The organism is Viridibacillus sp. NPDC096237 (genome assembly GCF_050278625.1).
Taxonomy (GTDB): Bacteria; Bacillota; Bacilli; order Bacillales_A; family Planococcaceae; genus Viridibacillus.
Window position 1 is genome coordinate 247,981 of record NZ_JBNNTI010000001.1, and the last position, 26,073, is coordinate 274,053.

The following is a 26,073-nucleotide window of genomic DNA, read 5'->3' on the forward strand; positions in this document are numbered from 1 at the left end:
ACCGGGTTGCCGGTCCTAATGTTTGTTTACCATCGAAAAGCTTCCGTTGGATGCTCTCTAAAGCTATTGGCAGCAGAGAAACCATCGAGGTCTGGAAATAATGTTTCTTTCCTTAAGTCAAAGCTTTCAGTTAATACTTTACGTGATTGTTTTTTTAGTTTCGGAGAAATGGCAATAAAAATATTCTCCTCCGTATCAGGTATCTTTAAACTCCCTGTTTGCTTGTCAGATATATCACTGTATAGAAACACACCATGTTGTGAAGCAATCCTTTTAGAGACAACTGGAGGTTCAATAAGCATTGGATAATTATGTTTATCAAGTTTAGTTGTGGCACTAGAATAAGCCTTAAAATTATCACCTAGGATTCCTTCCATACCACCAACATAGTCAGTATCTACACCGAATAATAGACCATACTCCTCAGTAACCGTATTTACACAAAACCATAGGGCAATTAAACTATTTTTAGAGAAATCAACCAACCTAGTTGCTGCGCCATGATGCTGTAGCCTCGCGAGAAGTTCCATATCACTAAGTAATATACCGTTATCTATACCATACCCTTTATGTCGAGCTCTATTGAGCAATGATATTTCATAGGAAATTAGATCAAACTCTCTAACTTCTGATTTCTTTTCTAACAACCTACGGTAAGCACCACTATCAATTCTCCAATCAGCATTCGCTTGCCCTCTCCAAACCTTTATTGAATGATCAGTGCCATGACTTTTCCCAATTATCATTTCAAGTAGTTCAAAAATGTCCTCAGGCTCCTTAATAGAACCATATAAATTACTTTCATACATTTTCACTAGTAATATTCCCCCAAAATATGTATTCTTTATAAATTATAGATTACTTTTGAAGGAAATACTTCTAAAAATTTCTTAAATCAAAAACAGGATAGGCAGTGCATCTACACCTGTAATCTTGCCCCGGCACCTTCCCGTTAGGTGGGTTCTTATAATCATAGACGTTACCAGATAAATCTTTATGCGATTTACGAACCCTCTCATCCCCTGACGTAATCCATTCAAACTTCTTCACTCCCATCTTTTGATGTCTTCTTGCTACAAGTTGACCATGAATAGATCCAGATTGATCTACAGCAATAAATTGGGCTCTTGCTTCACTTAATCCCACTTGATGTATCAATTGCTCACGAATTTCTTTAGTAGAAGTACCGCTCTTCATACCCTCAAATATGATTGACTGTATTTTTTCATAGAGCGTATCGTGAATAGCTTGAATGTAACCAACATTTTGTTGAACAGTAGACTCAACGTAGTCGTCAATCCATTCTTCATAGTCGATTAGATTTACACCTGCAACTTTCGCTTGGTCATTCATATTCTTCATGTTAAAAAGATTCAAACCTTCAACAAATCGATTAGCTGTTTCAACTAACTTACTCTTTCCAAATATGTTGAGCGTCATTGCTTTAATAAGTTCAAGGAATCGTTGTGTAACGGATAAATCATCACTATCCGAGCGATAGGCGATGATTCTATGCTTGATAGCTTTATCGTACTCTTGTAAAACTACCTTCTTCATCTCTCTAACCAATTTAATTAAAGAGCGTTGATATGAGACAGCAACTGCATCTGGAAAGCGTGTAGGTGGTATTTTGCGATTTACCATTGCGGGCCCTCTAAATAGGATTTATAGATTTCGCTAGCCATATGATCAATATCAGCAGAATCGCCACTCATTTTTAATTCATCAGTTAAACCAAATTGACCAAAGCGAGCGTTACGAACTTCATCTACTGTAGTGACACCGTTCGTAATATAGATTTGATCAGTCTCAGCAGTTAGTTTCCGAATCTTCGCATCTGTTTCACTATCAACTGACCATAATGGATTAAACTTGATCTCCCACTCGACTGAATCAGGATCTATTCGACCACCTAAATCTTTTTCAGACCACATCAACATACGAATTAGTTTTTCAAGCAATGGCTTCATTTCATTTTCTTGACTCGCAACAATACGAGAGTAGTAATTCATCACGTCGTATTGAGCACCTGTGATAGTTCCTGCCTCTTGACCCTTGATAACTGTCTTTGGCATACGTGCTGTACCTGCTAAGTAATCCCAAACATAATCAAGTAAATCCTTGATACCAGCAACTGAAGTAGTCTCTTTTTTGAGCGTTTCTCCTTCACCAATCATAGCCAACGCTTCAGTTCGAAACATGAAATCCATAATCATTGATAATTCTTGTTTATCTTGTGTACTTAGGTTCTCGATGTCTTTTGATGAATACACCTTAAATGTAAAATCATGAAGGATTTGACCAACTGACCATAAGGATGTATCTAAAACCGTCAGAATGTCATGCATAGGCTCTAGTAACGATTGACCTTGATATTCATCTTCAAGTCTTCTTGTTTGGTCATGTAGCAAGCGTGAAACATGTACAGATGATTCAGATTCAATCGTTTGAGTACCTTCACGTGATGCGCGATTTATTTTCACTTGCTCCAATTGACCATATCGAATATTGAAAACGTCCTCGTTTATCAAGAACTCATTCACTTTAAGTGAGCTGAATGCATGTAAATAATCAACAGAAAGCAACTTATCCATTGCCATAGGATCACCAAGAGTGAACTTACTCGCCTGTGTAACGCCTAAAGAAATAAAACCATCACCACGTAATCGCTCAAATAATCGCATCTTTTTAAATGCCTCTTTTGCCTTTAAGTCAGCAAGTTTACTCATTATGTCGCGCGCAAGCTTGTCATCCTTCATTCGTAATGTGAACCAGTTACGCGTCATATCTTCAGCTGGTATTTCAATGATGTTTTGAACGATACGACTGTCAGCATACAAAGCTGATATATCTGGATGGGATAGCTTCCTACGTACACCTGGAGTTTGTCGTGTTAACTTATCCTTGCTGTTTGCTTTACCATTACCTTGCATAAAGTCATTACGCATTTGCTTCGCCTGTTCCAAAGAACTCAAATTATCCACCTCCTAACAACTTTTTATATCTATCAATTGGACTTGAATTATTTGTATACAGTTGATTCAACCCTTGAGTTGTCATATCAACTAAATCATCATGCGCAGCATTCGGGAAGCTAACTAATTCCTCTACTACATCGTTTGACCATGCACATAAATTGGGGTGAGGTAAGAAAACATTCCCCGCCTCAAATAAAGGAGACACCGCATTAGCTCGTGCCTCCTTACCACCTTCAGGATTAACCGGGGTGATTCCGCTTATTTCATCTTGTAGCATTTCGATGATTGCAGAACCATTCGCTTTATCCTCTATATATTTGCTTCGTGCTTTAGGCCATTTATCTGACATAGCACGAATTGCTTTCATTGTATCCGCAAAGCCCATACGCTTATGTTCGATATCCATTAAGAAGTATTGAGCCTTTTTCCTTGCCCAGACACCACCAGCAACAAAGTCACTTGTATCTGAATCTTTAAATGTACAGTCCCACGACTGAGCTAATTTATCGAAATGGATAGGTAATACAACGACATCATCACTCAATCCCCATTCTGCTTTTTGCTCTTTTGTTCTCACGTAATAACGAACCCATTCACGCTTGAATATGTTACCGCCAGCAGGTGCAGGACGTTGTTGATAAAGGGAAGCCCATGTTCTCGAACCAACCTCTGTCTTTTTGTCCTCTGCCCAATTCTCATCATAACCAAGTTCACGACAAAGTGGCTCTCCTATTTCACGACCTAACATATCGTCCTCATCTTCGGCAATTGCAGGTAAACGTAATCTAATCCAGTTACGTGGACTTCTAGCAAGTAACCGCCCTATCAAATCATCTTCATGCCATCGTGTCATAATAACGATTAATGATGCACCGTCATGCAAACGAGTTGAAAGAGTCGCTTCCCATTCATCCCAAATGTTATCTCGAATTGTTTGAGAACTCGCTTCCTTCATGTTCTTGATAGGATCATCAATAATCATTAAGTCGGCACCTTGACCTGTGATAGAACCACCAATACCAGTAGCAATCATGCCACCTCGTCTATCTTCAATGCCCCAATCTTTTGTAGCTGCATTCGATTCAGATAGTTGAACATCGAAAAGCTCATGAGAAAACTCATTAAACTTGTTACGATTCAACCTACCAAACTTTGTAGCAAGGCCATCGGAATATGCAGCTGCAATCACTCGTTTATCAGGGTTACGACCGAGATAGTATGAGGGGAAAGATTCAGTTACCGTCATCGATTTACCATGGCGCGGAGGCATTTCAATTAATATAGAGAGTTGTTCACCATCGGCAATGCGTTGCAACGTCTCACACACTAACTCTGTATGTCTAAAATGCGTGTAATGACCATGATGGACATATTCTACATAATCACGATAACAACGACGAGCAAGCTCCATATTTATCTCTTCTAGATCTGCGTCAGTTGGTTCAATTTCTTCTACTTTTAGCAAGAGCTCTCAACTCCTCTGTTGAAAGATTACGTAAGTTAGAATGCTGTGTACCTAAAGTGGATTCTTTACTTCCTTTGGTTTCGGAACGAACCTTTGCAATTTCAGCTTTTAGTTTTTCCTCACGTAATTGTTTAAGCTGGCCCTCGTCGAGTAAATCAGTAAATTTAGCAAGCGTATCGAGTGCTTTCATCTTGTCAGCAAGTTTTATTTTCACACCATTTTCCGTGTTACTAATCTCACTAATAATTGATGTGTCCACTTCTTCAAGTGGTTTGACAGTAACCGCCCAACCAGTACCTTCTACGTAATCACCGATATCTGCAAAAGCAATATCCATGTACTTTTGAAGGACATCGTTTTTATCAAACATGATATCTTCAGCTCTCTGTCGTTTCATTTCTTTTATTTTCGAATTCACACCATGATTAACCATCAGAGCGTGGGCGTTCTTGTTCGCCACTTCATAACTACACGCATACGCCTTTTGGTAAGCTTTCGTAGCATTAAAGTACTTAATATAGTACATACAAAAAAGCCACTGTTTATCAGTCAACTCACCATTTTCATTCAATGGTAAATCTTCCTTAACAGGTGGCTCTTTTTTAGTCTTTCTCTCAGGTTGTTTCTGTTTAGTAACGTTACCTTTCGATTTAGTAACGTTACCATTCAATTGTTCATCCCATTCATCGCGATTCTTCCACTTTCGAATTTGTGAATCAGAAAGCTCTAATTGTTCAGCAATATCTTTTAGTTTCATTTCACCATTGCTGTTCTTCCACAATTCAAAAGCTTCATCACGTTTGGGGCTTCTAGGTCTAGCCATCTCTCATAACACCACCTCCGAATAATCAATTGTTTTCGTATCACCACTTTCATGCTAGTTGCCTTGTAAAATAAAAAACACCCACTTAATAGTAGGTGTTAAAGAAATTAATTATTTCTGATGAAATCCGTTATAAACTCTTCTACTTTATCAATTGATTCAATTAAAACTTTATGACTAGCAGAGAACCACGAAATATTATTACTGTTATTAATTAATATTTCATCTACTTCAGATTTATATTTGTTGTACTCTTCAAACACCACGTCTATTTCTTCGTTATCTAATTCAAAACTTTTATAAACAACATTAACTGAATTTATATCACTATGCGCCATAGCTAAATAACTTGCTGCTAAAGGCTTGTTATCATAAATTAAATTGTTAAAATTATTTATGTTTCCTCTGAAATTAATTAACCCATTAACCATTAGTGTGGCGTATCTTTTCATTTCATTTGAACTCACTAATATCACCTCCCCCACCAATATACGGTAACAGGAGTAAAGAAGTATATTACATATTTGATAATCGATATATTTCACCCTCACGCAAACGAACGCCATCCAATAAGGGGTTTTGGTCAGCAAGGCATTCGTTTGTGTCAGAGCAAAAGAAAAAGCACCGCAAGGATGCTTAACGAAATTCATTTAATACTTCTATTAGTTGATTTAATTTAAATGGTGGATTTCCTGGAACGAATTTAGCGATTTCCACTACGCGTTCTATGTCATCTTTTCGTATCCCTACTTCTTTTAAAGAAGACGGGAGTTCAGCAATGAAATCTTGTAGTTCTTCAGTATTGGCGATTAAATCACCCACAATTGATTTTGTTGTTTTTAACTTAAAACCCTCAGCTTTACTTATTAATCCATTAATTTCAGTCATTTCTCACACCTCCCACAACAATTATAAGTTGTAGAAGACTGCAAGTCTGTAATGCATATCTGATAAAACTATCACATTACACTCATTCAAACGAACAATACTGATAACCCAAAAACAATCGTATATGGTCCGTATCATTCGCTTGAATGAACGTAATTTAAAAATGGACAGAGTCCAAAGTGACCTTAGTTACCTGTCGTGTACTCCATCTTAGCGAAGTATAACTGTGGAATTTATCTTCTTGGGTCGGTCGGTCTGTTTTTTCATTCTTTTAGGTTAAGGTTAAATGAGAGGGAGAACGGTAGGCGTGGTTTAAAGATGCACCCCCTATAATCCCCCTCATATATAGCTTTAATGGGGGGCAAGTGGGGGGCAAGAATTACCGAAAAATGATTCTTTCATCCTACTTCCATCAACATAACTTTGTCTTGGATTTTCTTTTTCGCACGTTTTACATAATCTTTAGCTGTGTCTCTTTTTAGATTTAACTTATCTGCAATACGACCATGGCTCCAACGACATACCGCATGCAACATGAAACATTGTTTCTCTCTCACTGAAAGTATGCTGATAACGTCTCGAATGGCTCTTTTTTCATCACCTGAGAGCTCACGATGAACCTGTAACGTATCCTCATCATCTATATCTAACATTGGTAATACTTCATCCGTATCTAAGCTTTCTATAGTCGCTATAACGTCATTTCCGTCATAGACATATCTTTTATCAATTGCACGAAAACCGCCACGTGGGTCACGTCCCATTTCCATCCATTCAATAGTTTCTTTGATATCGCGAAGCATACTATTAATTAAAGTTTTATCTAGTTCTGATTTTGGGTCACAAGGATCTAATCGAAGCAACATTTCTTCTAACCCTTGTTTGCTATCTCTATATTCGAAAATCAATTCTTCTACACTAATCATATTTATCCCCCTTTTAGATAAACAAAAAAGAGCACCAAACAAACGCAATAAATGCGTAAGTCTAGTGCTCTCGGTTTTTCCGACAAAGCGTTATTTTCTTTTCACTGTAATTTTATAAGATGGATTTCCAACTTTATAGTTTTGGCATGGTATTTCAAGTATACCGAAGGCTGGCAACGGCATTGCTTGTACATGTCCGTCTTCTACAATATATACCATTTTGTTGTCAGATGCATCTATTTTAGCTGTCATTGTTGAGATATCCACTTCTATATCTTTTACCTCGATATCCAATCGTCATGCCCCCACAACCCAAATATTTTTGTTTTAATGAATCTTTTTGAAACCTGTCCCGTATACTAAGTTAAGTTTATTTTTGAAATGTGCTATAAGGTACTCTAATACCTTATGGCTTTTTTTATTTCCCCCACTCAATTGTTACTACCGCCTTTGGTTTATCCGAATAAAACTTCCTTGCTACTAACTCAATTACTTGGCTGTCATCATGCCATATAACCTTGCTCAGACCGTCTTTAATGCCCTTCACTAGATTATCTATATCAGGCTTAGTTGTTGGTCTTAACTCACCTTCTACAGCTTGTAGATGCTTCTTTTTGCTAAATGACTTCGGTATCTTACGGTAAACATCTATACGTAATATTATTTGTTCCGTTATTAATTCATCCAATGCATGCTCTGAAGCTACCAATCTAACAAAACTTTTATAGTCTTTAGATTCCTTTGGATCACGTACACTCACACCTTTGCCGAACCTTGAAAACTTCGGTCTTTGTTGCGCCTGAACGTCCCCATCAATTTCAAATGTAATTTGGTTCAAACCACTACCCCCACTGTTCGGTTATATTCCTCTGTCAAACGCTCATCACAAAAGTTTTCGTATACACCACGAGGATACTTTCCAAAAACTTCGAGCGTATCAATCATTCCTTCACGTTCGTCGCGTGTTAGTTCCATATATCATCTCACCTCAGTAACCGTTTTGTTGACGTTGCTTATTGATCTTGTATTTTTCCCAGTATGCTTGTTCGATTTGGGTTTCTGTGAATCCTAACATTTCTCCTAGCCCTAAAAACGCACCAACAGTAACAACATAGCTATTTTGAAGAGCATCTTCAGTCCATTTAGATATCTGTTCTTCGGAACGATGTGACTCCAAGAATGAAACATTATGTGAAATTTTTGTTGTATAACTGAACAAAGTGATTAGTTGTTTTGTTATATCTGAATCAGTAACTTTTAAAGCGTTATAATCCCTTGAGACATCACAATCGATATCATTTCCAATACTCAACATAAAATGAAGACAATCGACGTATTCTTCGAGCAGTGGGTTTTTGATTCTGTAACAATTAATTTTTTGTTTACTGCCTAGAGGTTCTGACATCGATTTAATAACCTTACCTATTCCGTCTATCCAAGTGTGTAATACTGTCCGAGGTTTCCTATCATTACTCCAAAATTTGAATCCTCTAAATTCGTTAGCGCATTCACCTAATTCAACTAGCAAAGCCAAAATCTTTTTACTCAAACGATCCTCACCTGGTTGTACTGGATGTTGCTGTTCAATATAATCATCAAGCTCTCTCTGAGCCTCAAATAATTTTGATAGATTCATAGTTTGTCCTCCTGTTTTAGCTGTTCATTTATCTTTAGATTGTGGTCTTTTAACCAAGCTGCATTTTCTTTAATTTCAAGATTCCGTAATTTAATACGATCATTATCTTGCTTACCGCATTCCATATGGTAGAATCCACGTTCCAACGTAATGCCCCAATTAGTACATTCCATAACCGACTCTTTGCAAATACAACATTGTCCTATTTCCATAAGAAGCTACCTCCTTACTGCATTAACTATTCCATCGCTTATCAAAGTATTTTATTTCATCTTCTGTACAAGGTTTTAGATTTGGAATCCAACCAAAATCACTAACCATTCTCGACCAGTTAAATCCCTTTCCTTTGCGTTTCCAATTAACGTGTTTCACTTTAACAAGTCCATTTTCTTGAATGTATTCTATTTTCATTAACCACGGTTCTGATTCAGAATGCATAAACCAATAGTCATCTTTTTTCACTGTAACTCCATGGTTGTTTATCACTTCGTTTTTATACATTTCCATTCTCCTCTCCTGTTTAGCTTAATGTTCGTGCTGTGCCATTACTTAACCGCATTTATTTTAGCTATAATATCTTCGACACTTTCGTTTGTATCTACGCTTTTATATCCATCATTACGATAAATACGAGTGAATCTAGCAAGTTCTTTGTATTCTTTGTATTCTTTTACACTACTGATAGAGTTAACCGGTATACCAATTCTTTCTAACTTTGTGTTTAATACTGTAATAAATTTATTTTCAGCCAAAATAATCATCTCCTTTGTGTCACAATATCTTTCTACAGCTGCCTATTTAAAACGGCAAATCTGAATCATCAACTTGAATCTGTCCGTTAGCTTGAGAAAACGGATCATCATTCACCTGTGTTTGCTGTTGGTTATTCGTTCCATATTGCCCCTGTGGAGCACTTTGCTGTTGTGGTTGAGTATTTGTATTACTTTGTCCGTTTGAGCTGTCCTGCGTGTTCTTAGGCTCTAAAAACTGAACGCTATCTGCGACAACTTCAGTTGTGTATACACGTCCATTTGTTCCTTCATAAGAACCTGTTTGAATCCGTCCTTCAATTCCTGCAAGACTGCCCTTCTTCAAGAAGTTCGCTGTGTTCTCAGCCTGTTTGCGCCAAACAACAATGTTGATAAAGTCTGCTTGTTTTTCTCCATCATTGCCTTTGAAAGTACGATTGACTGCTAATGTAAAACGAGCAACAGCTACTCCACTTTGGCTATATCGAAGTTCCGGATCTTTGACCAATCTTCCAACGCCTATCCATCTATTAATCATCCCCATTCTCCTTTTCTTCTTTGATTCTTTTTTTATTGCACGTACTACATAAATTTGGTCCAGGATGTTCCATGCTTGGTCTATATAAAGTCTTGCACGACTTCCCGCACTTTGGACATTCCTGCTTACAATATTCCATATATTTCACCCCTAACTAATTTGCGCTTCATAAATCGCCTGTTTCAACTCCCAAACTTCTTTCATTTCCCAACCATCTTTTTTCAGTTGTCTGCAAAACTTGAAAGTGTGAGGCGTAGTAGTCCATGCAATCGTTCCATTCTCAAACTTTGTCCATATTGAATATTTTGTATATTTCTTAATCGTTTGTTGTTTCCGATGATTCACTTTTGTTCTTTTCACGCGAGCTGCAGGGGTGTCGACTAAAATACCGTTTCTTTTCATGTTCATTGGTAGTCCTCCTTCGCTTTATGTTTGTTATGCGACTTATTTAATTAAACGATTTCACCGTTACAATCTTAACGATATTACGAAAACTGTAATTGTCTAAGCGTTTGTACATCACATCAATGGCTTGCCTTTTGGTTGTATTTAAAACTTCGATTCTATGACCTTCAACGCCTCTTACTTGGTTATCTGTGAGTGCGTACACTATCCAATTTTTCTTAAACAAATATTCATCTCCTTTTCGTTTCTGCACATTTTCTTTCTACCATCAACTCTCCACCGCTCTTTTAACCACCAAAGCACTCCGTATAACCTCGTAATCTAGCAACTCAATTGGTTTGCCTTTTATTTCGATAATTCCTAATTTTCGCAATTCATTCATGACATGTTGGCGTTTGATTTGTTTTGTGGTCATTTGAACGATTCTCCTTCACAGAAACATTCATCTTCCCAAACTTCACATTCAGTGCAATAGCGCTCTGTTTGGAATCCTTTGAATTCGTAAACTGCTTTGACTATATATTCTGTTCCACAACTTTCGCATTCAATAGTCTCTTCATCTTCCTTCCAATGAGCCTGACTATCATCCACTTCATAACTGCAATGTGGGCAAGTTTGAGTCTTACTAAATTCCATCACGCTACACACCCCTTACCCTGCATATTTAACCGTCTAGCAACTTCAATGGCATAATCCGTAGCTTTATCTCTACAAAGCCCTGTATGGCTCATGATGGTGCTTAGATGTGATTCAAATTGTTGTTCGAGTGCTGCTGTATATCCCAAGCGTTTAATCGTACCTGCAATGATCGCTATGTGATTTACTGCTTGTTCGATTTCAGACATCCAAATCCACCCCTTCAATATTCAATTCCAGCATCTTAACAGTTGCCTTCATACCGTTTAAGTAGGCTCTATCGTTATTGCTACCGCTTTCCTTCCATTTATTGAATACCTTGTTGTACAGTTCAGCGAATCTTTCCTCTGGCGTTGGCTCGACTTCATAATCACCAGTTAACAATTTCATAAGACTATGACCCTCATCACAATTATCTGCGTTCCATTCAACAAGTACTTTGATGTTTTCCCCGTTTGTTGTGTGATCCGCTGTGACCGTGTTGAAAATATCTGTTAAAGTCCACCCTTTTTTTAAGTTTTCAAAAGCATTAGCAACCTCTTTACTAACCTTCACTTTCTCGCTCATTCTCCAATCACCCTTTCATGCTTAGTGAAATATACATAAGGCCATGTTCTTAAAAAGGAATTCTTTTCAGGGTAATAAACTGTCACGCTTGGATTAGCCTTTTCAAATTCGTGGACATCACAAGGTTCCATCTCTTCTTCAAAAAGTCGAATACCAGCTACGCTGCATCGTGTATTTGGTGACCAACCGCCTTTTTCCAATTGCTTGAGGTTTTCATGCATTTCATCAAGATTATTGTGAATCACTTCGATGGTTTCCTTTTTGTGTTTTCTCGTCACAATCATTTCGTAATCCCTCCAATGTGTTTAAAATGTCCTGCTGTAACTTTTCAAAATCACTTACCAGCTGTGAGTATTCTGTTTGTAGTTGTTCAAGCATTGTTGAACATCTTCTTTACTCGATGATTTAACTTAATATCCTTATCAATCGTGACAATGTAGTCCTGACACATTTCGAAAATACGTGTACAGAGCGCTTCGTCAATCGCAAACATTTCATCAAAACCTAACTCGCTACTAATTAGCAACGGCTTATTGTTTAAATAACGGTAGTTAACAACTTCAAACATCTTTTCAACTTGCCATTGCGTAGCCCTAGGTACTTTTATTGGTTCTAATGGATTTTTAGTATTAGGACTACTTACTGGTTTGAATAAATCATCAATGAAAAGTACATCCACTGTTTTCAAACGCTGTAGCTTGTTTGCTAGTCTCTCAAAATTGCTTTTCAAATCCTCCATGCCCTCGACATAAGGAAAATACATTGTAGGAACGATTAGACGTGTAATCATGCCGTTAGCAACTGCTGATAACAAATGGGTTTTGCCAACACCAGGCTGACCAAGAAAGGCAATGCTATTGCTACGTGTATTTTGGATGCCCTTAAAGTTCTGACAGTATTTAAAAGCTGTGTCGTACATTTTTTCCACTTTTGGTGAGTAACCTTCTGTGTGAAAATTTTCAAAAGTCATCTTCTGAAATTCTTCTGTGATCTGTGACGACTTCATGAGCCTATTAATTTTTTTTATTTTCATACATTCACACTCAACCCACACCGGTTCATCACGTTCAAACACTCCGTTATCAAAGACATCTGCTGTTCGAGTTTCAATGTATCCACCTTTATCTCTGCATTTCGTACATTTGTAATTAGTCTGAACAGTAGCTTCCGAAGATACCTGAACCCGACTTTTGATTTCCTCGAAGATTTGATCCATTGTTTTGACCATTGTTTTCACCTCGATTACGTAATACTTTCAATTGTTCGTATGTGGTAATGCCGTGTTCCTTACTCCAATTATTTAAAATACCTATTGCATAGTTAAAGGTTGGCTTATTACGTTCAAGCGCTATTTTCAAAGATTCAATAATCAGCTCATGATCTAGATATTTTTTAAGCAAATTGTCAATTTTCTTTTGGTCTGCAAAAGTGGAAACGTAGAAATTTTCATCAAAGAATTTTTTTATAGTTAAGAAATGGTAATCAATAAGAGAAAGACTGGCAGACGGACTCTCTTCTTCTCTGTCTTTTTCTTTTTCTTTATATTCTTCTTGTTCTTTTTCTTGTTCTTTTTCTTGTTCTTTTTCTTCTTCTTCCCCCAGGTCTATGCATGGACTATCCATAGGGTATTGATACGGTATCGAACCATCGGCATTACTAGGTTCTAATACTTTTGATTCAGAGTTGTCATTTGACTGTATTGATACGGTATCGATACGGTATCCGTACTGCTCTAAAGAGGTAAGATATTCATTCACAAATGGTTTATGTTTTACCTCTAGCAACTCTTTTTCGATACACTTTTTAACTTTTGGTGAGTTAATAAAGTTGTAGCGAGCCCAATTATTTATCATGATTTCTTTTGTTGGTACGTGATAAGAAATCTTCCCGTAGTCTATGAAACGCTGTAGTAATTTTTCTACTGTTTCACGGTTGTAACCTGAATGCATTTCAATGACTCTGTATGGCAATTCATAAATGCCACATTGAGTTGTTTTTCCATTTGTCATTAGGTACAAATAGAAGTATTTTTCTTCTGGTGTTAGATCTAGAACAAATGAGTCATCCCAGAATGTTGTGTGTACTTGTCTGTATTTAGCCATGATGTACCCCCTTGTTTACGGTTTAAAATCATCTTGCCAGTAGCTTTTGAAAAGAAGGGGATTTCTCCCCTACCTTTAAACTGCTTGAGTTTCAAGTGATGCTAAATAATTAATAAGCTTACTTGCTTCACCTTTTGTTAAATCCTTCGAACCTTTGGTTTCATCGATTTTTAAATGCTTCAGAGAACTTACATAAACTAATTGGATTTCTTGGCTATTAACGCTTGCAACATTGTTCAGCTTCGCCTTTAATGCTTTAATTTGTGGTGCTGTGATGTTATCGCTCATCGGCTGTTGTGGTGGTTTCTGATAACTATTTTGTTGATTGTAATTATCAACATGCTGTTTGTTATGAGTACCTGCATTTCCGTCGTCATCTTCATCTGACGTAATACCAAATATCGCTGATAGACTATATCTTTTGAGATAAGTGATGACTGATCCTGTAGCTTGGGCATCTTGTTTTGCTGGTGTAGCAAAAATTGGTTCTGATTCAATCCATTCACCTGATTGGTGCATAAGGATTGTGACAATACCGACTTTATTCTCTTGATTTAATGGATATTGAATGAAAGATAAGCCGTGTTTAGCTGATGATTCTGTAATAGCTTCCACAACGTTCTCTAACGGTACATATTTGCTTTTAAAAAACGGGTTAGCTTTATCCTTCAATGGCTGTTTAACATCCCTTTGGAATCCTGCTAACGCCTTTGCTAACTCTGCAATTGATTCGCTTTTTTTCACGGTCACAACCTCCTATTTTATTTGCAGTGATTCACCTTGTACGAGCCTTGCTCCAGGTACTTTACGCCCGAGTTTTAGATTTTCTTTGACCAACAAACTATCTACTTGCGGTGCTACCGCTTTTAAAAACTCAAAAGGAATTTCATCCTCGTCGTCAATTTGTAATTTCGCTGGATTTTTTCGAATCGAGAAGGTGAATAGGTTACCTTCGATTTTCTTTTTATCTAATACTTTCATGTTTTCAAAAGTATATTTTTTAAGGTTCTCAGCTTGTTTCGCCAATACTGTTCGTCTCGCTTTCAAACGGTCTTCCTCTTGTTTAATCGCAACCTCTTTTGCTTGAATAACTCTGATTACTTTGCCGATATTCTCGACTTTCACTTCAAATGCATCACTTAGTGCGTCTAGCGTGTCTTTAACGTCCACACCTTCATCTAATAGCGACAACACTTGCATATAATCACTTGTGAGCTCGTATAATGTCTCAGCCATGATTTTTTATCTCCTTTCATGATATAATCACGTAAATTAGTTTTATAAGCAGTCAGGTTCATCGTGGACCTGACCAACCAAGGCCACTCTGCCAAGTGGTCTTTTTATATTTCTTCTGCTGCACCTGTTTTGATAAGAAAATCCCCAAGACAGGAAGAACCACAAAACACATCACCTTGATATAAAACACCAGAACCTTCATATACAGATTCTTTACAGCAATCACACTCACATATTGGCTCGTCCAAAGTTGGGACAGCAACAAAGGCGTTAAATTGATAGTTAGTGTTATCCCCTATAACCATTTGATTTTCGACAGGCATGAAATCCCTCCTTAAGCTGCTAATTGAGTTTCTTTTGGATACTCGACCGATAAAACGTAATAGGCATCTAATACAGTCAAGAAACCTTCGCTTTCTATTGCATCTGCAAAACATTTGTTTGGATAATCCATGATTAGATGTTTTACGTGATTACTATCCAATAGCTCTACTGCTGTTTGGACAACGTCGTCCATTTTTGTTTCTTTTTCAAAAACGTAGAAGTTTTGGTCGAAAAAGTTTTCTAACTCGATGCGAGACAGTTCTTCATGTACTGAAAATAATCCACGCTGATCAAGAATGCTAATTGCTGTGCTGTAGGCTAAACCTGCAAAAGCTAATTGGTTGTCCATATTTTCACTTTCCTTTCTGATGGTTGAATCCCATCAAGAAGCGTACAAGTTGCTACTGCTCTCGAATTCAGTTTTTAGCATATTTTTGTGCGCTTCTTGACGAGAGCCAAGGCTCCCGTGTTATAATGTTGTTGGTGTATATGCAGTCAGTTAACCCCTCATGGTTAGCTGACTTTTTTTATGCCCATAATCCAATTGCTCCGATAATGGCCATTGCTGCTGTTGCTCCGTAAAACCAAACCTTGTCCGACCAGTGCGCTTCATCTCCCAAAAAGTAGTTGTTGAGTTTCTTCATCTAACAGATACCAAATCTAATTTAATCCCCCTTGCACTCATCGTTTTAGCTACTTCATACAGTTTGTCTTGTTTCTTTTTGTAGTCTTCCAACTTTCGCAATTCGTGGAGTGATCTTGATACATCCTTTAACGTTCGCTCTGCTGCAAGATAATCACCAAGCACCATGTGCACTTTTAGCTCGACTATTAAATCCTCTATGCAATCGTGTTCATGTTGTGCGCTAAATTGATCCTGAGTTCTAAAGTTATCTTTTTTCATTGCAACCACCCTCTCGCTTTCCAACGCGGCTCATTCAAACGAATACGCTTTTTCCTAGATATTCCGTAATCATTTTCTAACTGCATTAATAAATTTTCTCCGAACATTACTGCTTCGAGCATTTCGTCGTATATGACATCAACTTCTTGCCTTTCATTCTTATCTACTTCACCTGGCGGTTTGACTAATACCAAGTTCTTTGCGGCTTCTGTAGCTTCTTGCATTTCCTTGACTGTGTTTGCAGCCAAGGATAATCTGTGTCGCTCGATGTTTTTCCCACGTAATACTGGTGTAGTTAATCCCCCAGTAAAAGCATTTATTAAATCTGTTCTATACTCTGAATTTTCGTAAGCTTGTATTGATGCCTGCGCTATATCATTTTGCATAAGTCTGCGTCCATTTTTAAGATGACTGACCATCTGTGGACTTAGTTTAAAATCTATTGCCAACTGTTCATTTGTTACATTCTCGTTCTCAATTAAATTTTGTATTGCCTTGCTTGCGTCTGCTGATTTTTCAAGCATGATAAACACCCCTAATTTGTATTGGTATAAATTACATAAATACTAGTTAACTTGATAAGATGTAGTTAATGGCGAGGTTGTTCTTTTAACCATATCAACAAGAATTTTTTTGTTTCTTCTGCTGGAAATAGCCATTTTCTACCGATTTTAAATTTCGGAAAGCGACTATCATAAAAAAAATTTTCTTTGATTGTGTTTTCACATAGGTAAGTCTGTTGGCAAAGTTCTTTCATATCCCAATACGTATGACGAACCTGCACTTCTTCTAATTTCTTTCGAATTTCGGAGCGTAGTACTTCATCTACTAGCTCTTCAGATAATTGCATTGTGATTCCTTGCACATTGGTCACCTTCCTTTAAAAATTTGTTAATGAAGTAAACTTGTCCTTTTCCAGTTACTTTTGAAGTTTTACTTAGAGAAATATATCCGCTATTATGATTGATTGGTGTTTCTTTAATTTCAAATAAACCGAGATCCATACTTCGTTGAGTCGGTGTATTATAATCAGTTCCTAAGCGTTTGATTAAATAACCATTTTCACGTAGCCACACATAAAGTCGTTTCTCGCCAATATCAACGTTGTTCTGTTTTAGTAACTTGGCTAACTCTCTAACCAAGATAGATGTTTGACTAGCAGCTACTGAATCAGCGAATAATACTTTTGGTTGCTGTTGCTGAATCAACATTTCAGCTTCACGGCGTTTCGTTTGTTCTTCTTTCAACTGAGTAGCGATTTTAATGATCGTGTCAGGATTCAATAACACTTGTTCGATTGTGTCGGGCGTCATGTACGTTCCGTGCTTTCTTATAGAAGGAAGTACTTCAGATGTAACCCATTTTTTAAAGCGCTTTGATGATTCGAGTTTTGATGAAAGCACTAAACTGTACATACCTGATTCGTTAATGATATACATTTCTCGGTTTTGACCTGATACGTTGATTTGGCGTGTCAGCTTATCCTCATCATCAACGTGTTTGTTTATTGCTTCACTCGGTCTTGCGTAACCTAAAACTGCAGCAACATCTTTTCCGATGAACCAAGGCTCACCGTCACTTTCAAAAACTCGAACCTGTTGATTGTCGAAATTAAATAATTGTGGTTTATTCATTTGTTTCACTCCTTAGTAGGTATTTCCTCACTCTTTGTCGAATAGTGACAGTGGAGGAGGTGTTGATAAATGTTAAATAATAAAGATTTTGAAGATATCCAAAATTACGCTTACAAAAAAGCCACTGAAAATTTATCGGAAAATAATGAGGTTCTAAAGGATTTTGCTAAATTAGCATCAAGAATTTCAGCTTTCAGTATTGCGGAGTATCATCGAAAAGTTTCTTCAAAGAGTGAAACTCACGATTAAGCGTTTCTCCTACTATCTTTTCAATATTTTCCGTAGTACTAATTATTTCTTTCGTTAGCACGGTGTAACTTTGCACAAGTTCAGCTAGAGCCACTAACTCTTCTGGATTTGTGCTATTTAATAACTCCGTTGCCTTTTGGATAATAAGATTTTTTAATGAAGTTGTAACATGATTGTCCATATGTTCACACCTTTTCTATTTGGTTGGTAGCTCTTTCATTTTTTTCTCAAAAAGTGTTTCATTCTCTTCTTGAATAATTTTCTTATAGCGTTCTACTTCATTTTTTTCTAAAGGTTTAGTATAAGAAATAGCTTTTTGTTCTTGCTCTTTGATCTCATAAACTACATTTTGTGTTCTAACTGTACGTCGTACAATATCTAAGATAGTTTCAACTGTGAATATCGGTGTTTCATTTTCTGCTAAAACTTTTAATACTTGTTTTGCGATATGAGTACAATCGATTACTTTAACCATTTGTTTTCCTCCTTTTATTTCTCACACCCACCAGTAAAGATTCGAGGTCATGGCGTTGGCTATTGCTGTCGCTCAGGGTTTAAATGGCCCATCATGGCGTACTCCGCTCTTCGAATGTTTATTGCTGGGTGCGAGTTGAAGTTTATCATTACAAAGTTACCATTTCGGCAACTTTTTCTTCAAAAAAAAGTGAATTTATCGGAACTTGTAATACTTTGGCTATCCCAGCGATGTCTTCAGCACTCATTTTTCGAATGCCACGTTCTTTATAATAGTAACCTTGGTACCCTTCGTATCCTAGTAACAAAGACATTTCTTCGATTGATACTTCTTGTTCATTTCGCAAATCACGAATAAGTTCCAAGTTAACAACAGGGGTTTTCAATTTTTTTCACCACCTTTTAATTACCGATTCGGTAACTTTAAACATACTATACCATTACCTTTTTGGTAATGTCAACACTTTGTTACCCTTTTGGTAATATTACTTTTTACCATATCGGTAAATGTTATTATTTATTATATTAATGAAGCTTATAAAGGGGGATTCAGCGTGGAATCTTTAGGTAGTCGCATTAAAAAACTACGTGAACAACAGAACATTAGTCAAAAAGATTTCGCTAAGAAATTAAATGTTTCAAACGTTGTATTATCACGTTATGAATCAGATGAAAGAAAACCTGATTATGAAACTTTACAACTAATTGCTGATTATTTCGAAGTTACTACAGACTATTTACTTGGTCGTTCAGAAATAAAGAATTCTCGGATGTTTGAAAGTGCTGGGATTACAAACGAAGAATATAAGAGTTTGAATCCCTACCAAAAAGAAGTTATTGATTTCTTTTTAACAAGAGAAAATTTATCATTCTCTGATAGACCCGAACGACTATTAGATGCGCTAGAGCAATTTGAAATATTCTACGAAATATGGAAAAAGCAACAAGAAAAGAAATAAATTAAAGAGATATAGTAAAGCTGTGTCTCTTTTTTTACATACAAACGATAGTAGTATTTACATATATTTTTTCAAAATTAAGGAGGAACTAGATTGAGTATTATTACAGCTATGATAGGTGTACTAGTTGGAATTCTATCTATTATTGGAGTTATAGTTTTCGGATTACTTTTTATGATCAATAAAAATAAGAGTAAAACCACTAATGGTTTTAAAAAACCTTTAATAGTATCTGCTTCATTATTCGTTTTATCAATAATAGTAATTATTGGTGGAGCTAGACTTTTTGGTGAAAAATACCCCAATGATTCACCTGGCACTATCACAAAAGAGCAATTTGATTTTATTGAAGAAAATATGAGCAAAGAAAAAATAAAGGAAGAATTAGGTTCTCCTGAAAGGTCAGATGATGAAATAAACGACTGGGATTATACAATTATTAATGATTCTGGTCTAACTGATCGGAATGTTACTTTGCATTTTAATTCAGATGATACATTAGCTTTAAAAATGGATGGTGGATATTTCTATCCTGATAAACAGACATCATCAAAGAGTAAGAAAGAAGATGAAGAAACTGAAAAAACTAACTATGATTATGAATTTTCAGTTGAAAGTATTATAGAAGATACTCTTGGAGAAACTAGAGATCGAGTAGATGATGGTGTTGTTGATACAGTACTTGAAATAAAAGCTAATAATAATTTAGGTAAAAAAGACGGTGGGTTAATACTTATTATGGATTTATCAGGTCCACTACCACTTTCCTCAAAGACTGCTGATAGAGAAATTAATACAGATACATTAGAAATAATAAAAGAAATCGAAGATTCAACTCTAATTGATAAACAAGTTGATGAATATGTATTCTTCTGGCACTTACCTCTTTCAGATTCAAGTGGTAATGAAGAAGAAAGTAAAGCATATAAAATTTCTATTAATAATGATGCAATAGAAAAAATTAATTTTGAACATATAGATTCGGTAGATTTACAGTCTATATCTAATGAATACCGAAGAATGTTTCAGTAACGGTTTTACATCTATTCTAAGTCAAAAAAGTAATATTGTAACAAAAAAATGAAATCCATCTATCCAAAGATGGATTTTTTTGTTACTATGTATAGAACAAACGTTCTAAAGGTGGGCTATTAATGTATTGTTATACACATCTAGAAGATTACATACAAAATCTATACTTAAGTATTGGCATTACTAAGTTAAAGCAATTGAATCTCGTTACAATATCCAAACGACTAAAATTTAGGGTAATTTACGCTCCAATTAAATCAATGCGTAACGGTAATGTTATTTGGATTGATAATAGAATCCCTGTAGAACAACAGTGGCAAGAATTTGGTCATGAGTTATGTCATGTACTGTTACATAGTGGTAATCAACTTGGCGTATCTACATCGTTTCGTGAGTACCAAGAATGGAAAGCGAATGGATTCGCATATCACTTATGCATTCCTACCTTCATGTTAGATCAAATCACACTTGAACAAGATTATTACAAAGCGATTGAACAAATTCAGGCTTTGTTCAAAGTAGAGGAAGATTTCGCAAAGAAAAGGTTAATTCAATATGTAGAGCGTAGAAAATTCGTTGCTAGTGTAGTATGACTCAGTAAATATCATCAAGAAAAACAACTCGAGAGGAAGATACATAATGAACAATGAGATTTTCGATAAAATAGAAGTAATTCAAGAAGCTTGCAGAAATGAGGATGGTGAACGCATAGCTGTCCCCTTACTTAAGAGAATTCAATCTATTGATGGTGAGTTGTATGCTTATGTAGACGATTTTTTAAATGAATTTGGCGGAAAATTGGACGAGAATATTAAAGTACATATTGAAGAGAAATTTCTAATGGTTAATTAAATTCTTAAAAAGTATTTAACAGCTAATCATTGGATACAAGTACGGTTTACCATTAAAGATTTCTTCCCTAAAAAAAGGTTAATTCAGTACATAGAAAAAAGATATGGATTGCTGAGGTAGTATGATTATACAAAATTATATGTTTTGATAAGTTGAAGGGAGTGAACAAAATGGCTTCATTTCGGAAGGTTGGTCAGTATTGGCAGTATAGGGTTCGCTATAGGACAGATGTAGGTGAATGGAAGGAGATATCTAAATGCGGATTTAAAACCAAGAAGGCTGCCCAAGAGCATGCTCGTCAGCGTGAAATGTTAGATACTACCGAAATTGATGGGTCTCGTATGAACTTAGGTACTTATCTGATGCAATGGTTAGAGATATATGTTGTTGACAAGAGAAAGTTAAATACCGTAAAAACATATCGTCATGTACTCGAAAAACATATAATTCCTGAACTTGGTATGATGCAACTGGGAGAGATCAAACCTATGAGATATCAAAACTTTTTAGATTCTGTTATTGAAAGAGGTTTTTCTCCTGAAACAGCTCGCCGAGTACATACACCTTTTCGTATGGCTATGGAACAAGCTGTTGTAAATGGTTATATTTCGAAAAACCCTGCATCTCATGCAAAAATCACCAAGAAAACTGTAAAGAAATTAAAATTTCTTCAACCAGAACTCATTCCAGAAGTTTTAGAATTTCTTTATGAACGTAGCTATGGTCTAGGTATTTACTTCGAAGCCTTATTTGAAAGTGGTATGCGTAAAGGAGAATGTTCTGGAATAGAGTTAGATGATATTAATTGGAATGACAATACAATCCGCATAGATGATTCTTATAACTACAACGCCACAAAAGCTGAAAAAAAGATGGACGGAGTTAAGACATCAGCATCTGAACGTACTATTGTTATGCGAGAGGACTATATGAAGAAACTAAAAACATATGTAAAGTATCGTATGGAAAAACGAACGCTTATCGGTGCTCTGTATAATACTGATAATAATTTTGTATTTGGTCGTGATGATGGAACACCTTTTCCTAAATCCACACTATATAATGCTTACAAAGCTGCAATGGAACATATTTCCCATGAATTACTACCAATCCATTCAACCAGACATACCCATGCGGTTATGTTCCTTGAAGCTGGAGTAACTATGAAAGAAGTTCAAGAACGATTAGGTCATGGATCGATTCAAATTACATCAGACATCTATTCGCATGTTACAAGAAAAATGGAAAATAAATCAATTGAGAAATTTGATGAATACATGCAGAAAAAATCAGCGAAATAACAAGTCGTAAAAATTTCGTGGTAAAAATGTGGTAAGTTTTAAAATGTGTTACCACGAGACAATAAATCGTGGTAAATAAAAAACCCGTTGAAGCCTAGAGCCTCAACGGGTTTAACTATTAATACATTTTCAAGTATTGCTCACGTTCCCAAGGGTGTACTTGTGTGCGGAACATATCGAACTCAATTTCTTTTGCTTCCATAAAATTAGCGTAGATATGTTCACCTAGTGCCGCTTTAGCCACTTCATCGTTAGCTAATGCAATTAGAGCGGCATCTAAGTTAGCTGGTAGGTTAGTAATACCGTGTTCAGCGCGTTCTTTTGCATCCATCACGTAGATGTTGCGATCAACCGCTGCTGGTGGTGTTAATTTTTGTTCGATACCAGCAAGACCTGCTTCTAAAATGACAGCCATTGCTAAGTACGGGTTTGCAGCCGGGTCAACTGAGCGCACTTCTACACGAGTTGAAAGACCACGTGAAGCTGGGATACGTATTAACGGACTACGGTTTTGACCTGACCACGCTACGTAACAAGGTGCTTCATAACCCGGTACTAAACGTTTGTATGAGTTTACAGTCGGGTTTGTAATTGCTGTAAATCCTTCAACGTGTTTCAATACACCAGCCATAAATTGCATAGCTGTTTCACTTAAACCAATTTCAGCTGATTCATCGTAGAATACATTTTCTTTTCCGTTAAATAGTGAAACGTTACAATGCATACCTGAACCGTTTACACCGTAAAGTGGTTTTGGCATGAAAGTTGCGTGTAAACCATGTTTACGAGCGATTGTTTTAACAACCAATTTGAAGGTTTGAATATTATCACATGCAGTAATAGCATCAGCATATTTGAAGTCAATCTCATGTTGACCTGGTGCCACTTCATGGTGAGATGCTTCGATTTCAAAGCCCATCTCTTCTAATTCAAGAACGATATCTCGACGGCAGTTTTCACCTAAGTCAGTTGGTGCTAAGTCGAAGTAACCACCATGGTCATTTAGCTCAAGAGTCGGTTCACCACGATCATCTAGTTTGAACAAGAAGAATTCTGGCTCTGGTCCTAAATTGAAATCTGTGAAGCCAAGTTCTTTCATGTGATTAAGAACACGTTTTAAGTTGTTACGTGGATCTCCTGCAAATGGAGTACCGTCTGCTTTATATACATCACAGATGAATCGGCAAACTGTCCCTTTACCAGTAGTCCATGGGAATACGATGAAAGTATCTAAATCAGGATAAAGATACATATCTGATTCCTCAATACGTACGAACCCTTCGATTGAAGAACCGTCGAACATCATTTTATTGTCTAATGCTTTATCTAATTGACTTACAGGAATTTCAACATTTTTTATCGTGCCTAAGATGTCAGTAAATTGTAAACGGATAAACTTAACTTCTTTTTCAGCTACTAATCTCTTAATATCTTCTTTTGTAAATTTCCCCACTCGATTCACTCTCCATGTAAAAAATTTTATATTTTACTCAGTTTCTTATTGGAAGAAACGTGATAGATCCCCTTGACGAATAGATGTTTTTTGAAGGCGTTGAGCTTGTTGCATCTCTTCTCTTAGAATGCGACGTAAATCTGCATCCGTAATGTCTTTTTTACCTAAATTCGCGATTGCTGGTTCATTTTTTAAAGCAAATACTTTTTTGATACCTGCCATATTAATACCTTGCTCCAACAAGTCTTTAATTTCAAGCAATGAATCGACATCATTTAAGGAGAACATTCGACGATTGCCTTCTGTTCTAGCAGGTTCGATTAAATTATGTTCTTCATAATATCGAATCTGACGAGCCGTTAAGTCTGTCAGTTGCATGACTATACTAATTGGAAGTAATGGCATTGATCTTCGTATTTCACGACTCATATCATTCACCTTCCCCTTTACAATTCAAATAATACACCATGTTAGTTTTTCTGTCAAATCGATGTCATATAATCTAACATGGATTTTTGATAATGAAAAAAGCTTAGAGCCAACTGGTTTTCTAAGCTTTTTCTTGTTACTAATTAAACATTTTCACATTATTTTCAGAAAATTATTTTTTTAATTTTTGTACGGCACTTAAAGCTGCGTATTTCACGTGCTCGTATGTTAAACCACCTTGAACATATGCAGTATAAGGGGGACGAATTGGACCGTCAGCTGAAAGTTCAATGCTGGCACCTTGTATAAATGTTCCCGCAGCCATGATGACATCATCCTCATAACCAGGCATATAGGCTGGTTCTGGTGCAAAATGTGCATTAATTGGCGAACTTGCTTGAATAGCTTGGCAAAAAGCAATCATTTGATCTGCAGTCTTAAATGAGACAGATTGGATTAAATCAGTTCTTGGTGCTTTATAATGTGGCGAAGTCTTCATGCCAATAGCTTCAAGTATTGCAGATGTGAATATCGCACCTTTTAAAGCTTGTGCAACAACATGTGGCGCTAAGAAGAATCCTTGATAAAAGTCTGCTAAGGCATTTAAAGTTGGGCCTGCTTCAGCACCAATTCCTGGTGAAGTCATACGGAATGCACATTGTTCAACTAAATCTGCACGTCCAGCAATATAACCTCCAATTTTAGCTAAACCACCACCTGGATTTTTAATTAATGAGCCTGCCATTAAATCCGCCCCAACATCTGATGGTTCCATTTCTTCAACAAATTCACCGTAGCAGTTATCTACAAATATAATAGCTGATGGTTGGATTTCACGAACCTTTTTAATCATATCAGCGATTTGTTCCACAGTGAAAGAAGGTCGTGATGCGTATCCTTTAGAGCGTTGGATTGCAATTACTTTTGTTTTTTCAGATACAGCTTTCGTTACCGTATCCCAGTCAACGTCTTTATCATTCACTAAGTCAATATGTTGATAGCCAATGTTGAAGTCTTTTAATGAACCTGTATCTTTGTCACCACCATCAACAATAGATTGTAAAGTGTCATAAGGTTGTCCAGTAATATATATAAGTTCGTCTCCCGGACGTAATACACCGAAGAGACTTAAAGTAATAGCATGTGTGCCAGAAATAATTTGAGGACGAACGATACAAGCCTCTGCACCGAATACTTCTGCATACACGCGTTCTAAATTGTCGCGTCCATCATCGTCATAACCATAACCATTTGAAGGGTGCAGATGAAAATCACTAACTTGATGATTACGAAAAGCTGCTAGAACTTTTTGTTGATTGAAGAAAGCCACTTCATCGACGTGATCATGGTAAGGTTTAACTTGTGCTTCAATTTCTTTTGCTTGCATTAATAATTCTTTACTGAATGTTGTAGAATACGTCATTTTTTTGGCTCCTTTTTATTTTTCCATTACTATCTTAACAATAACAATCAAAGAGTCAATCATTCGCTCAATAAAACTTGTAATTATCAC

General features: G+C 36.4%; 43 protein-coding genes. 6 read left to right on the top strand and 37 right to left on the bottom strand.

Going from position 1 to position 26,073, the window contains the following annotated elements; translation table 11 throughout:
• Positions 1–26: 26 nt before the first annotated feature.
• From ACQKMD_RS01250 to ACQKMD_RS01405, 32 genes are all read right to left on the bottom strand, one after another.
• Positions 27–809 (bottom strand): FRG domain-containing protein, encoded by a 783-nt coding sequence (locus tag ACQKMD_RS01250; RefSeq protein ID WP_427749293.1) that lies wholly within the window; start codon positions 807–809, stop codon positions 27–29.
• Between the two features lie 70 nt (positions 810–879).
• Positions 880–1,644 carry a minor capsid protein gene (locus ACQKMD_RS01255; protein ID WP_427748759.1) on the bottom strand — a complete coding sequence of 255 codons (765 nt, stop codon included), beginning with the start codon at positions 1,642–1,644 and terminating at the stop codon, positions 880–882.
• A complete protein-coding gene (locus ACQKMD_RS01260) occupies positions 1,638–2,984 on the bottom strand; it encodes an anti-CBASS protein Acb1 family protein (RefSeq protein WP_427748760.1) in 1,347 nt (448 codons plus the stop codon). The genes ACQKMD_RS01255 and ACQKMD_RS01260 overlap by 7 nt, the downstream gene beginning before the upstream one ends.
• The gene (gene terL, locus ACQKMD_RS01265) at positions 2,977–4,443 is read right to left on the bottom strand and encodes a phage terminase large subunit (RefSeq protein ID WP_427748762.1); all 1,467 of its coding nucleotides are present in this window, start codon (positions 4,441–4,443) and stop codon (positions 2,977–2,979) included. The genes ACQKMD_RS01260 and terL overlap by 8 nt, the downstream gene beginning before the upstream one ends.
• On the bottom strand, positions 4,421–5,266 hold the full coding sequence (locus ACQKMD_RS01270) for a terminase small subunit (RefSeq protein ID WP_427748764.1): 846 nt from the start codon (positions 5,264–5,266) through the stop codon (positions 4,421–4,423). The genes terL and ACQKMD_RS01270 overlap by 23 nt, the downstream gene beginning before the upstream one ends.
• Before the next feature lie 107 nt (positions 5,267–5,373).
• Positions 5,374–5,733 (bottom strand): hypothetical protein, encoded by a 360-nt coding sequence (locus ACQKMD_RS01275; RefSeq protein ID WP_427748765.1) that lies wholly within the window; start codon positions 5,731–5,733, stop codon positions 5,374–5,376.
• A gap of 169 nt (positions 5,734–5,902) precedes the next feature.
• The gene (locus ACQKMD_RS01280; RefSeq protein WP_427748767.1) at positions 5,903–6,154 is read right to left on the bottom strand and encodes a hypothetical protein; all 252 of its coding nucleotides are present in this window, start codon (positions 6,152–6,154) and stop codon (positions 5,903–5,905) included.
• 398 nt (positions 6,155–6,552) lie between these two features.
• Complete coding sequence (locus tag ACQKMD_RS01285; protein ID WP_427748769.1) at positions 6,553–7,080, bottom strand: sigma factor-like helix-turn-helix DNA-binding protein; 528 nt, start codon at positions 7,078–7,080, stop codon at positions 6,553–6,555.
• A gap of 90 nt (positions 7,081–7,170) precedes the next feature.
• Positions 7,171–7,374: a hypothetical protein gene (locus tag ACQKMD_RS01290; protein WP_427748770.1), complete on the bottom strand. Its 204-nt coding sequence runs from the start codon at positions 7,372–7,374 to the stop codon at positions 7,171–7,173.
• A 124-nt stretch (positions 7,375–7,498) separates the two neighbouring features.
• Positions 7,499–7,918 (bottom strand): RusA family crossover junction endodeoxyribonuclease, encoded by a 420-nt coding sequence (locus ACQKMD_RS01295; RefSeq protein WP_427748772.1) that lies wholly within the window; start codon positions 7,916–7,918, stop codon positions 7,499–7,501.
• Positions 7,915–8,055: a hypothetical protein gene (locus tag ACQKMD_RS01300; RefSeq protein ID WP_427748773.1), complete on the bottom strand. Its 141-nt coding sequence runs from the start codon at positions 8,053–8,055 to the stop codon at positions 7,915–7,917. Before ACQKMD_RS01300 ends, ACQKMD_RS01295 begins: the two co-directional genes overlap by 4 nt.
• A 13-nt stretch (positions 8,056–8,068) precedes the next feature.
• On the bottom strand, positions 8,069–8,716 hold the full coding sequence (locus ACQKMD_RS01305) for a dUTP diphosphatase (protein WP_427748775.1): 648 nt from the start codon (positions 8,714–8,716) through the stop codon (positions 8,069–8,071).
• Positions 8,713–8,928 (bottom strand): hypothetical protein, encoded by a 216-nt coding sequence (locus tag ACQKMD_RS01310; RefSeq protein WP_427748777.1) that lies wholly within the window; start codon positions 8,926–8,928, stop codon positions 8,713–8,715. The genes ACQKMD_RS01305 and ACQKMD_RS01310 overlap by 4 nt, the downstream gene beginning before the upstream one ends.
• A 22-nt stretch (positions 8,929–8,950) precedes the next feature.
• Positions 8,951–9,223 (bottom strand): hypothetical protein, encoded by a 273-nt coding sequence (locus ACQKMD_RS01315; RefSeq protein WP_427748779.1) that lies wholly within the window; start codon positions 9,221–9,223, stop codon positions 8,951–8,953.
• 38 nt (positions 9,224–9,261) lie between these two features.
• On the bottom strand, positions 9,262–9,468 hold the full coding sequence (locus tag ACQKMD_RS01320; protein WP_427748780.1) for a hypothetical protein: 207 nt from the start codon (positions 9,466–9,468) through the stop codon (positions 9,262–9,264).
• A gap of 46 nt (positions 9,469–9,514) precedes the next feature.
• Positions 9,515–10,003, bottom strand: coding sequence for a single-stranded DNA-binding protein (gene ssb, locus ACQKMD_RS01325; protein ID WP_427748782.1), 489 nt, complete (start codon positions 10,001–10,003; stop codon positions 9,515–9,517).
• Positions 10,004–10,153: 150 nt separating this feature from the next.
• Positions 10,154–10,411 carry a hypothetical protein gene (locus tag ACQKMD_RS01330; protein ID WP_427748784.1) on the bottom strand — a complete coding sequence of 86 codons (258 nt, stop codon included), beginning with the start codon at positions 10,409–10,411 and terminating at the stop codon, positions 10,154–10,156.
• Between the two features lie 265 nt (positions 10,412–10,676).
• A complete protein-coding gene (locus tag ACQKMD_RS01335) occupies positions 10,677–10,823 on the bottom strand; it encodes a hypothetical protein (protein ID WP_427748786.1) in 147 nt (48 codons plus the stop codon).
• Positions 10,820–11,047 carry a hypothetical protein gene (locus ACQKMD_RS01340; RefSeq protein WP_427748788.1) on the bottom strand — a complete coding sequence of 76 codons (228 nt, stop codon included), beginning with the start codon at positions 11,045–11,047 and terminating at the stop codon, positions 10,820–10,822. Before ACQKMD_RS01340 ends, ACQKMD_RS01335 begins: the two co-directional genes overlap by 4 nt.
• Positions 11,044–11,271: a hypothetical protein gene (locus tag ACQKMD_RS01345; protein WP_427748790.1), complete on the bottom strand. Its 228-nt coding sequence runs from the start codon at positions 11,269–11,271 to the stop codon at positions 11,044–11,046. Before ACQKMD_RS01345 ends, ACQKMD_RS01340 begins: the two co-directional genes overlap by 4 nt.
• Positions 11,246–11,611, bottom strand: a complete 366-nt coding sequence (locus ACQKMD_RS01350; RefSeq protein WP_427748792.1) for a hypothetical protein — start codon at positions 11,609–11,611, stop codon at positions 11,246–11,248. Before ACQKMD_RS01350 ends, ACQKMD_RS01345 begins: the two co-directional genes overlap by 26 nt.
• Entirely contained in the window at positions 11,608–11,895 is a 288-nt protein-coding gene (locus tag ACQKMD_RS01355) for a hypothetical protein (RefSeq protein ID WP_427748794.1), read from the bottom strand. Before ACQKMD_RS01355 ends, ACQKMD_RS01350 begins: the two co-directional genes overlap by 4 nt.
• Positions 11,896–11,981: 86 nt before the next feature.
• Positions 11,982–12,839, bottom strand: coding sequence for an ATP-binding protein (locus ACQKMD_RS01360; RefSeq protein ID WP_427748796.1), 858 nt, complete (start codon positions 12,837–12,839; stop codon positions 11,982–11,984).
• Positions 12,760–13,713, bottom strand: coding sequence for a DnaD domain-containing protein (locus tag ACQKMD_RS01365; protein WP_427748797.1), 954 nt, complete (start codon positions 13,711–13,713; stop codon positions 12,760–12,762). The genes ACQKMD_RS01360 and ACQKMD_RS01365 overlap by 80 nt, the downstream gene beginning before the upstream one ends.
• A 75-nt stretch (positions 13,714–13,788) precedes the next feature.
• Positions 13,789–14,457 carry an ERF family protein gene (locus tag ACQKMD_RS01370; protein ID WP_427748799.1) on the bottom strand — a complete coding sequence of 223 codons (669 nt, stop codon included), beginning with the start codon at positions 14,455–14,457 and terminating at the stop codon, positions 13,789–13,791.
• A 12-nt stretch (positions 14,458–14,469) separates the two neighbouring features.
• Positions 14,470–14,949 (bottom strand): siphovirus Gp157 family protein, encoded by a 480-nt coding sequence (locus tag ACQKMD_RS01375; RefSeq protein WP_427748801.1) that lies wholly within the window; start codon positions 14,947–14,949, stop codon positions 14,470–14,472.
• Between the two features lie 104 nt (positions 14,950–15,053).
• The gene (locus tag ACQKMD_RS01380; protein WP_427748803.1) at positions 15,054–15,272 is read right to left on the bottom strand and encodes a hypothetical protein; all 219 of its coding nucleotides are present in this window, start codon (positions 15,270–15,272) and stop codon (positions 15,054–15,056) included.
• 11 nt (positions 15,273–15,283) lie between these two features.
• A complete protein-coding gene (locus ACQKMD_RS01385; RefSeq protein WP_427748804.1) occupies positions 15,284–15,622 on the bottom strand; it encodes a hypothetical protein in 339 nt (112 codons plus the stop codon).
• A gap of 291 nt (positions 15,623–15,913) precedes the next feature.
• Positions 15,914–16,177 carry a hypothetical protein gene (locus tag ACQKMD_RS01390; protein ID WP_427748806.1) on the bottom strand — a complete coding sequence of 88 codons (264 nt, stop codon included), beginning with the start codon at positions 16,175–16,177 and terminating at the stop codon, positions 15,914–15,916.
• On the bottom strand, positions 16,174–16,701 hold the full coding sequence (locus tag ACQKMD_RS01395) for a hypothetical protein (protein WP_427748808.1): 528 nt from the start codon (positions 16,699–16,701) through the stop codon (positions 16,174–16,176). Before ACQKMD_RS01395 ends, ACQKMD_RS01390 begins: the two co-directional genes overlap by 4 nt.
• 65 nt (positions 16,702–16,766) lie before the next feature.
• Positions 16,767–17,042, bottom strand: coding sequence for a hypothetical protein (locus ACQKMD_RS01400; RefSeq protein ID WP_427748810.1), 276 nt, complete (start codon positions 17,040–17,042; stop codon positions 16,767–16,769).
• Positions 17,014–17,811, bottom strand: a complete 798-nt coding sequence (locus tag ACQKMD_RS01405) for a phage antirepressor (protein WP_427748812.1) — start codon at positions 17,809–17,811, stop codon at positions 17,014–17,016. The genes ACQKMD_RS01400 and ACQKMD_RS01405 overlap by 29 nt, the downstream gene beginning before the upstream one ends.
• 69 nt (positions 17,812–17,880) lie before the next feature.
• On the opposite strand from ACQKMD_RS01405, the gene ACQKMD_RS01410 reads away from it, so the two are divergent.
• Positions 17,881–18,060 (top strand): hypothetical protein, encoded by a 180-nt coding sequence (locus ACQKMD_RS01410; protein WP_427748814.1) that lies wholly within the window; start codon positions 17,881–17,883, stop codon positions 18,058–18,060.
• A gap of 196 nt (positions 18,061–18,256) precedes the next feature.
• Here ACQKMD_RS01410 and ACQKMD_RS01415 read toward each other — a convergent pair whose 3' ends face one another.
• Together ACQKMD_RS01415 and ACQKMD_RS01420 are read right to left on the bottom strand one after the other, a co-directional pair.
• Positions 18,257–18,535 (bottom strand): hypothetical protein, encoded by a 279-nt coding sequence (locus ACQKMD_RS01415; protein WP_427748815.1) that lies wholly within the window; start codon positions 18,533–18,535, stop codon positions 18,257–18,259.
• A gap of 148 nt (positions 18,536–18,683) precedes the next feature.
• The gene (locus ACQKMD_RS01420; RefSeq protein WP_427748817.1) at positions 18,684–18,920 is read right to left on the bottom strand and encodes an XRE family transcriptional regulator; all 237 of its coding nucleotides are present in this window, start codon (positions 18,918–18,920) and stop codon (positions 18,684–18,686) included.
• Positions 18,921–19,088: 168 nt separating this feature from the next.
• Between ACQKMD_RS01420 and ACQKMD_RS01425 the strand changes: the two genes are divergently transcribed.
• From ACQKMD_RS01425 to ACQKMD_RS01445, 5 genes are all read left to right on the top strand, one after another.
• Positions 19,089–19,493, top strand: coding sequence for a helix-turn-helix domain-containing protein (locus ACQKMD_RS01425; RefSeq protein ID WP_427748818.1), 405 nt, complete (start codon positions 19,089–19,091; stop codon positions 19,491–19,493).
• Between the two features lie 93 nt (positions 19,494–19,586).
• A complete protein-coding gene (locus ACQKMD_RS01430; RefSeq protein ID WP_427748820.1) occupies positions 19,587–20,525 on the top strand; it encodes a hypothetical protein in 939 nt (312 codons plus the stop codon).
• A 122-nt stretch (positions 20,526–20,647) separates the two neighbouring features.
• On the top strand, positions 20,648–21,118 hold the full coding sequence (locus ACQKMD_RS01435; protein ID WP_427748821.1) for an ImmA/IrrE family metallo-endopeptidase: 471 nt from the start codon (positions 20,648–20,650) through the stop codon (positions 21,116–21,118).
• Positions 21,119–21,164: 46 nt separating this feature from the next.
• Complete coding sequence (locus ACQKMD_RS01440; protein ID WP_427748823.1) at positions 21,165–21,377, top strand: hypothetical protein; 213 nt, start codon at positions 21,165–21,167, stop codon at positions 21,375–21,377.
• 170 nt (positions 21,378–21,547) lie between these two features.
• On the top strand, positions 21,548–22,678 hold the full coding sequence (locus ACQKMD_RS01445) for a tyrosine-type recombinase/integrase (RefSeq protein WP_427748825.1): 1,131 nt from the start codon (positions 21,548–21,550) through the stop codon (positions 22,676–22,678).
• Between the two features lie 118 nt (positions 22,679–22,796).
• Here ACQKMD_RS01445 and glnA read toward each other — a convergent pair whose 3' ends face one another.
• From glnA to ACQKMD_RS01460, 3 genes are all read right to left on the bottom strand, one after another.
• Positions 22,797–24,131: a type I glutamate--ammonia ligase gene (glnA, locus tag ACQKMD_RS01450; RefSeq protein ID WP_427748827.1), complete on the bottom strand. Its 1,335-nt coding sequence runs from the start codon at positions 24,129–24,131 to the stop codon at positions 22,797–22,799.
• 45 nt (positions 24,132–24,176) lie between these two features.
• Entirely contained in the window at positions 24,177–24,560 is a 384-nt protein-coding gene (locus ACQKMD_RS01455) for a MerR family transcriptional regulator (protein WP_038184365.1), read from the bottom strand.
• 172 nt (positions 24,561–24,732) lie between these two features.
• The gene (locus ACQKMD_RS01460; protein ID WP_427748829.1) at positions 24,733–25,983 is read right to left on the bottom strand and encodes an aminotransferase class I/II-fold pyridoxal phosphate-dependent enzyme; all 1,251 of its coding nucleotides are present in this window, start codon (positions 25,981–25,983) and stop codon (positions 24,733–24,735) included.
• Positions 25,984–26,073: the final 90 nt, after the last annotated feature.

What these genes read in the sequence shown, in the direction of transcription:
- ACQKMD_RS01250 (WP_427749293.1), bottom strand. Translation starts at nt 809, where the DNA reads ATGTATGAAAGTAATTTATATGGTTCTATTAAGGAGCCTGAGGACATT.
- ACQKMD_RS01255 (WP_427748759.1), bottom strand. Translation starts at nt 1,644, where the DNA reads ATGGTAAATCGCAAAATACCACCTACACGCTTTCCAGATGCAGTTGCT.
- ACQKMD_RS01270 (WP_427748764.1), bottom strand. Translation starts at nt 5,266, where the DNA reads ATGGCTAGACCTAGAAGCCCCAAACGTGATGAAGCTTTTGAATTGTGG.
- ACQKMD_RS01280 (WP_427748767.1), bottom strand. Translation starts at nt 6,154, where the DNA reads ATGACTGAAATTAATGGATTAATAAGTAAAGCTGAGGGTTTTAAGTTA.
- ACQKMD_RS01285 (WP_427748769.1), bottom strand. Translation starts at nt 7,080, where the DNA reads ATGATTAGTGTAGAAGAATTGATTTTCGAATATAGAGATAGCAAACAA.
- ACQKMD_RS01300 (WP_427748773.1), bottom strand. Translation starts at nt 8,055, where the DNA reads ATGGAACTAACACGCGACGAACGTGAAGGAATGATTGATACGCTCGAA.
- ACQKMD_RS01305 (WP_427748775.1), bottom strand. Translation starts at nt 8,716, where the DNA reads ATGAATCTATCAAAATTATTTGAGGCTCAGAGAGAGCTTGATGATTAT.
- ACQKMD_RS01310 (WP_427748777.1), bottom strand. Translation starts at nt 8,928, where the DNA reads ATGGAAATAGGACAATGTTGTATTTGCAAAGAGTCGGTTATGGAATGT.
- ACQKMD_RS01315 (WP_427748779.1), bottom strand. Translation starts at nt 9,223, where the DNA reads ATGGAAATGTATAAAAACGAAGTGATAAACAACCATGGAGTTACAGTG.
- ssb (WP_427748782.1), bottom strand. Translation starts at nt 10,003, where the DNA reads ATGATTAATAGATGGATAGGCGTTGGAAGATTGGTCAAAGATCCGGAA.
- ACQKMD_RS01330 (WP_427748784.1), bottom strand. Translation starts at nt 10,411, where the DNA reads ATGAACATGAAAAGAAACGGTATTTTAGTCGACACCCCTGCAGCTCGC.
- ACQKMD_RS01335 (WP_427748786.1), bottom strand. Translation starts at nt 10,823, where the DNA reads ATGACCACAAAACAAATCAAACGCCAACATGTCATGAATGAATTGCGA.
- ACQKMD_RS01350 (WP_427748792.1), bottom strand. Translation starts at nt 11,611, where the DNA reads ATGAGCGAGAAAGTGAAGGTTAGTAAAGAGGTTGCTAATGCTTTTGAA.
- ACQKMD_RS01355 (WP_427748794.1), bottom strand. Translation starts at nt 11,895, where the DNA reads ATGATTGTGACGAGAAAACACAAAAAGGAAACCATCGAAGTGATTCAC.
- ACQKMD_RS01360 (WP_427748796.1), bottom strand. Translation starts at nt 12,839, where the DNA reads ATGGTCAAAACAATGGATCAAATCTTCGAGGAAATCAAAAGTCGGGTT.
- ACQKMD_RS01365 (WP_427748797.1), bottom strand. Translation starts at nt 13,713, where the DNA reads ATGGCTAAATACAGACAAGTACACACAACATTCTGGGATGACTCATTT.
- ACQKMD_RS01375 (WP_427748801.1), bottom strand. Translation starts at nt 14,949, where the DNA reads ATGGCTGAGACATTATACGAGCTCACAAGTGATTATATGCAAGTGTTG.
- ACQKMD_RS01380 (WP_427748803.1), bottom strand. Translation starts at nt 15,272, where the DNA reads ATGCCTGTCGAAAATCAAATGGTTATAGGGGATAACACTAACTATCAA.
- ACQKMD_RS01385 (WP_427748804.1), bottom strand. Translation starts at nt 15,622, where the DNA reads ATGGACAACCAATTAGCTTTTGCAGGTTTAGCCTACAGCACAGCAATT.
- ACQKMD_RS01390 (WP_427748806.1), bottom strand. Translation starts at nt 16,177, where the DNA reads ATGAAAAAAGATAACTTTAGAACTCAGGATCAATTTAGCGCACAACAT.
- ACQKMD_RS01395 (WP_427748808.1), bottom strand. Translation starts at nt 16,701, where the DNA reads ATGCTTGAAAAATCAGCAGACGCAAGCAAGGCAATACAAAATTTAATT.
- ACQKMD_RS01405 (WP_427748812.1), bottom strand. Translation starts at nt 17,811, where the DNA reads ATGAATAAACCACAATTATTTAATTTCGACAATCAACAGGTTCGAGTT.
- ACQKMD_RS01410 (WP_427748814.1), top strand. Translation starts at nt 17,881, where the DNA reads ATGTTAAATAATAAAGATTTTGAAGATATCCAAAATTACGCTTACAAA.
- ACQKMD_RS01415 (WP_427748815.1), bottom strand. Translation starts at nt 18,535, where the DNA reads ATGGTTAAAGTAATCGATTGTACTCATATCGCAAAACAAGTATTAAAA.
- ACQKMD_RS01435 (WP_427748821.1), top strand. Translation starts at nt 20,648, where the DNA reads ATGTATTGTTATACACATCTAGAAGATTACATACAAAATCTATACTTA.
- ACQKMD_RS01440 (WP_427748823.1), top strand. Translation starts at nt 21,165, where the DNA reads ATGAACAATGAGATTTTCGATAAAATAGAAGTAATTCAAGAAGCTTGC.
- ACQKMD_RS01445 (WP_427748825.1), top strand. Translation starts at nt 21,548, where the DNA reads ATGGCTTCATTTCGGAAGGTTGGTCAGTATTGGCAGTATAGGGTTCGC.
- ACQKMD_RS01455 (WP_038184365.1), bottom strand. Translation starts at nt 24,560, where the DNA reads ATGAGTCGTGAAATACGAAGATCAATGCCATTACTTCCAATTAGTATA.
- ACQKMD_RS01460 (WP_427748829.1), bottom strand. Translation starts at nt 25,983, where the DNA reads ATGACGTATTCTACAACATTCAGTAAAGAATTATTAATGCAAGCAAAA.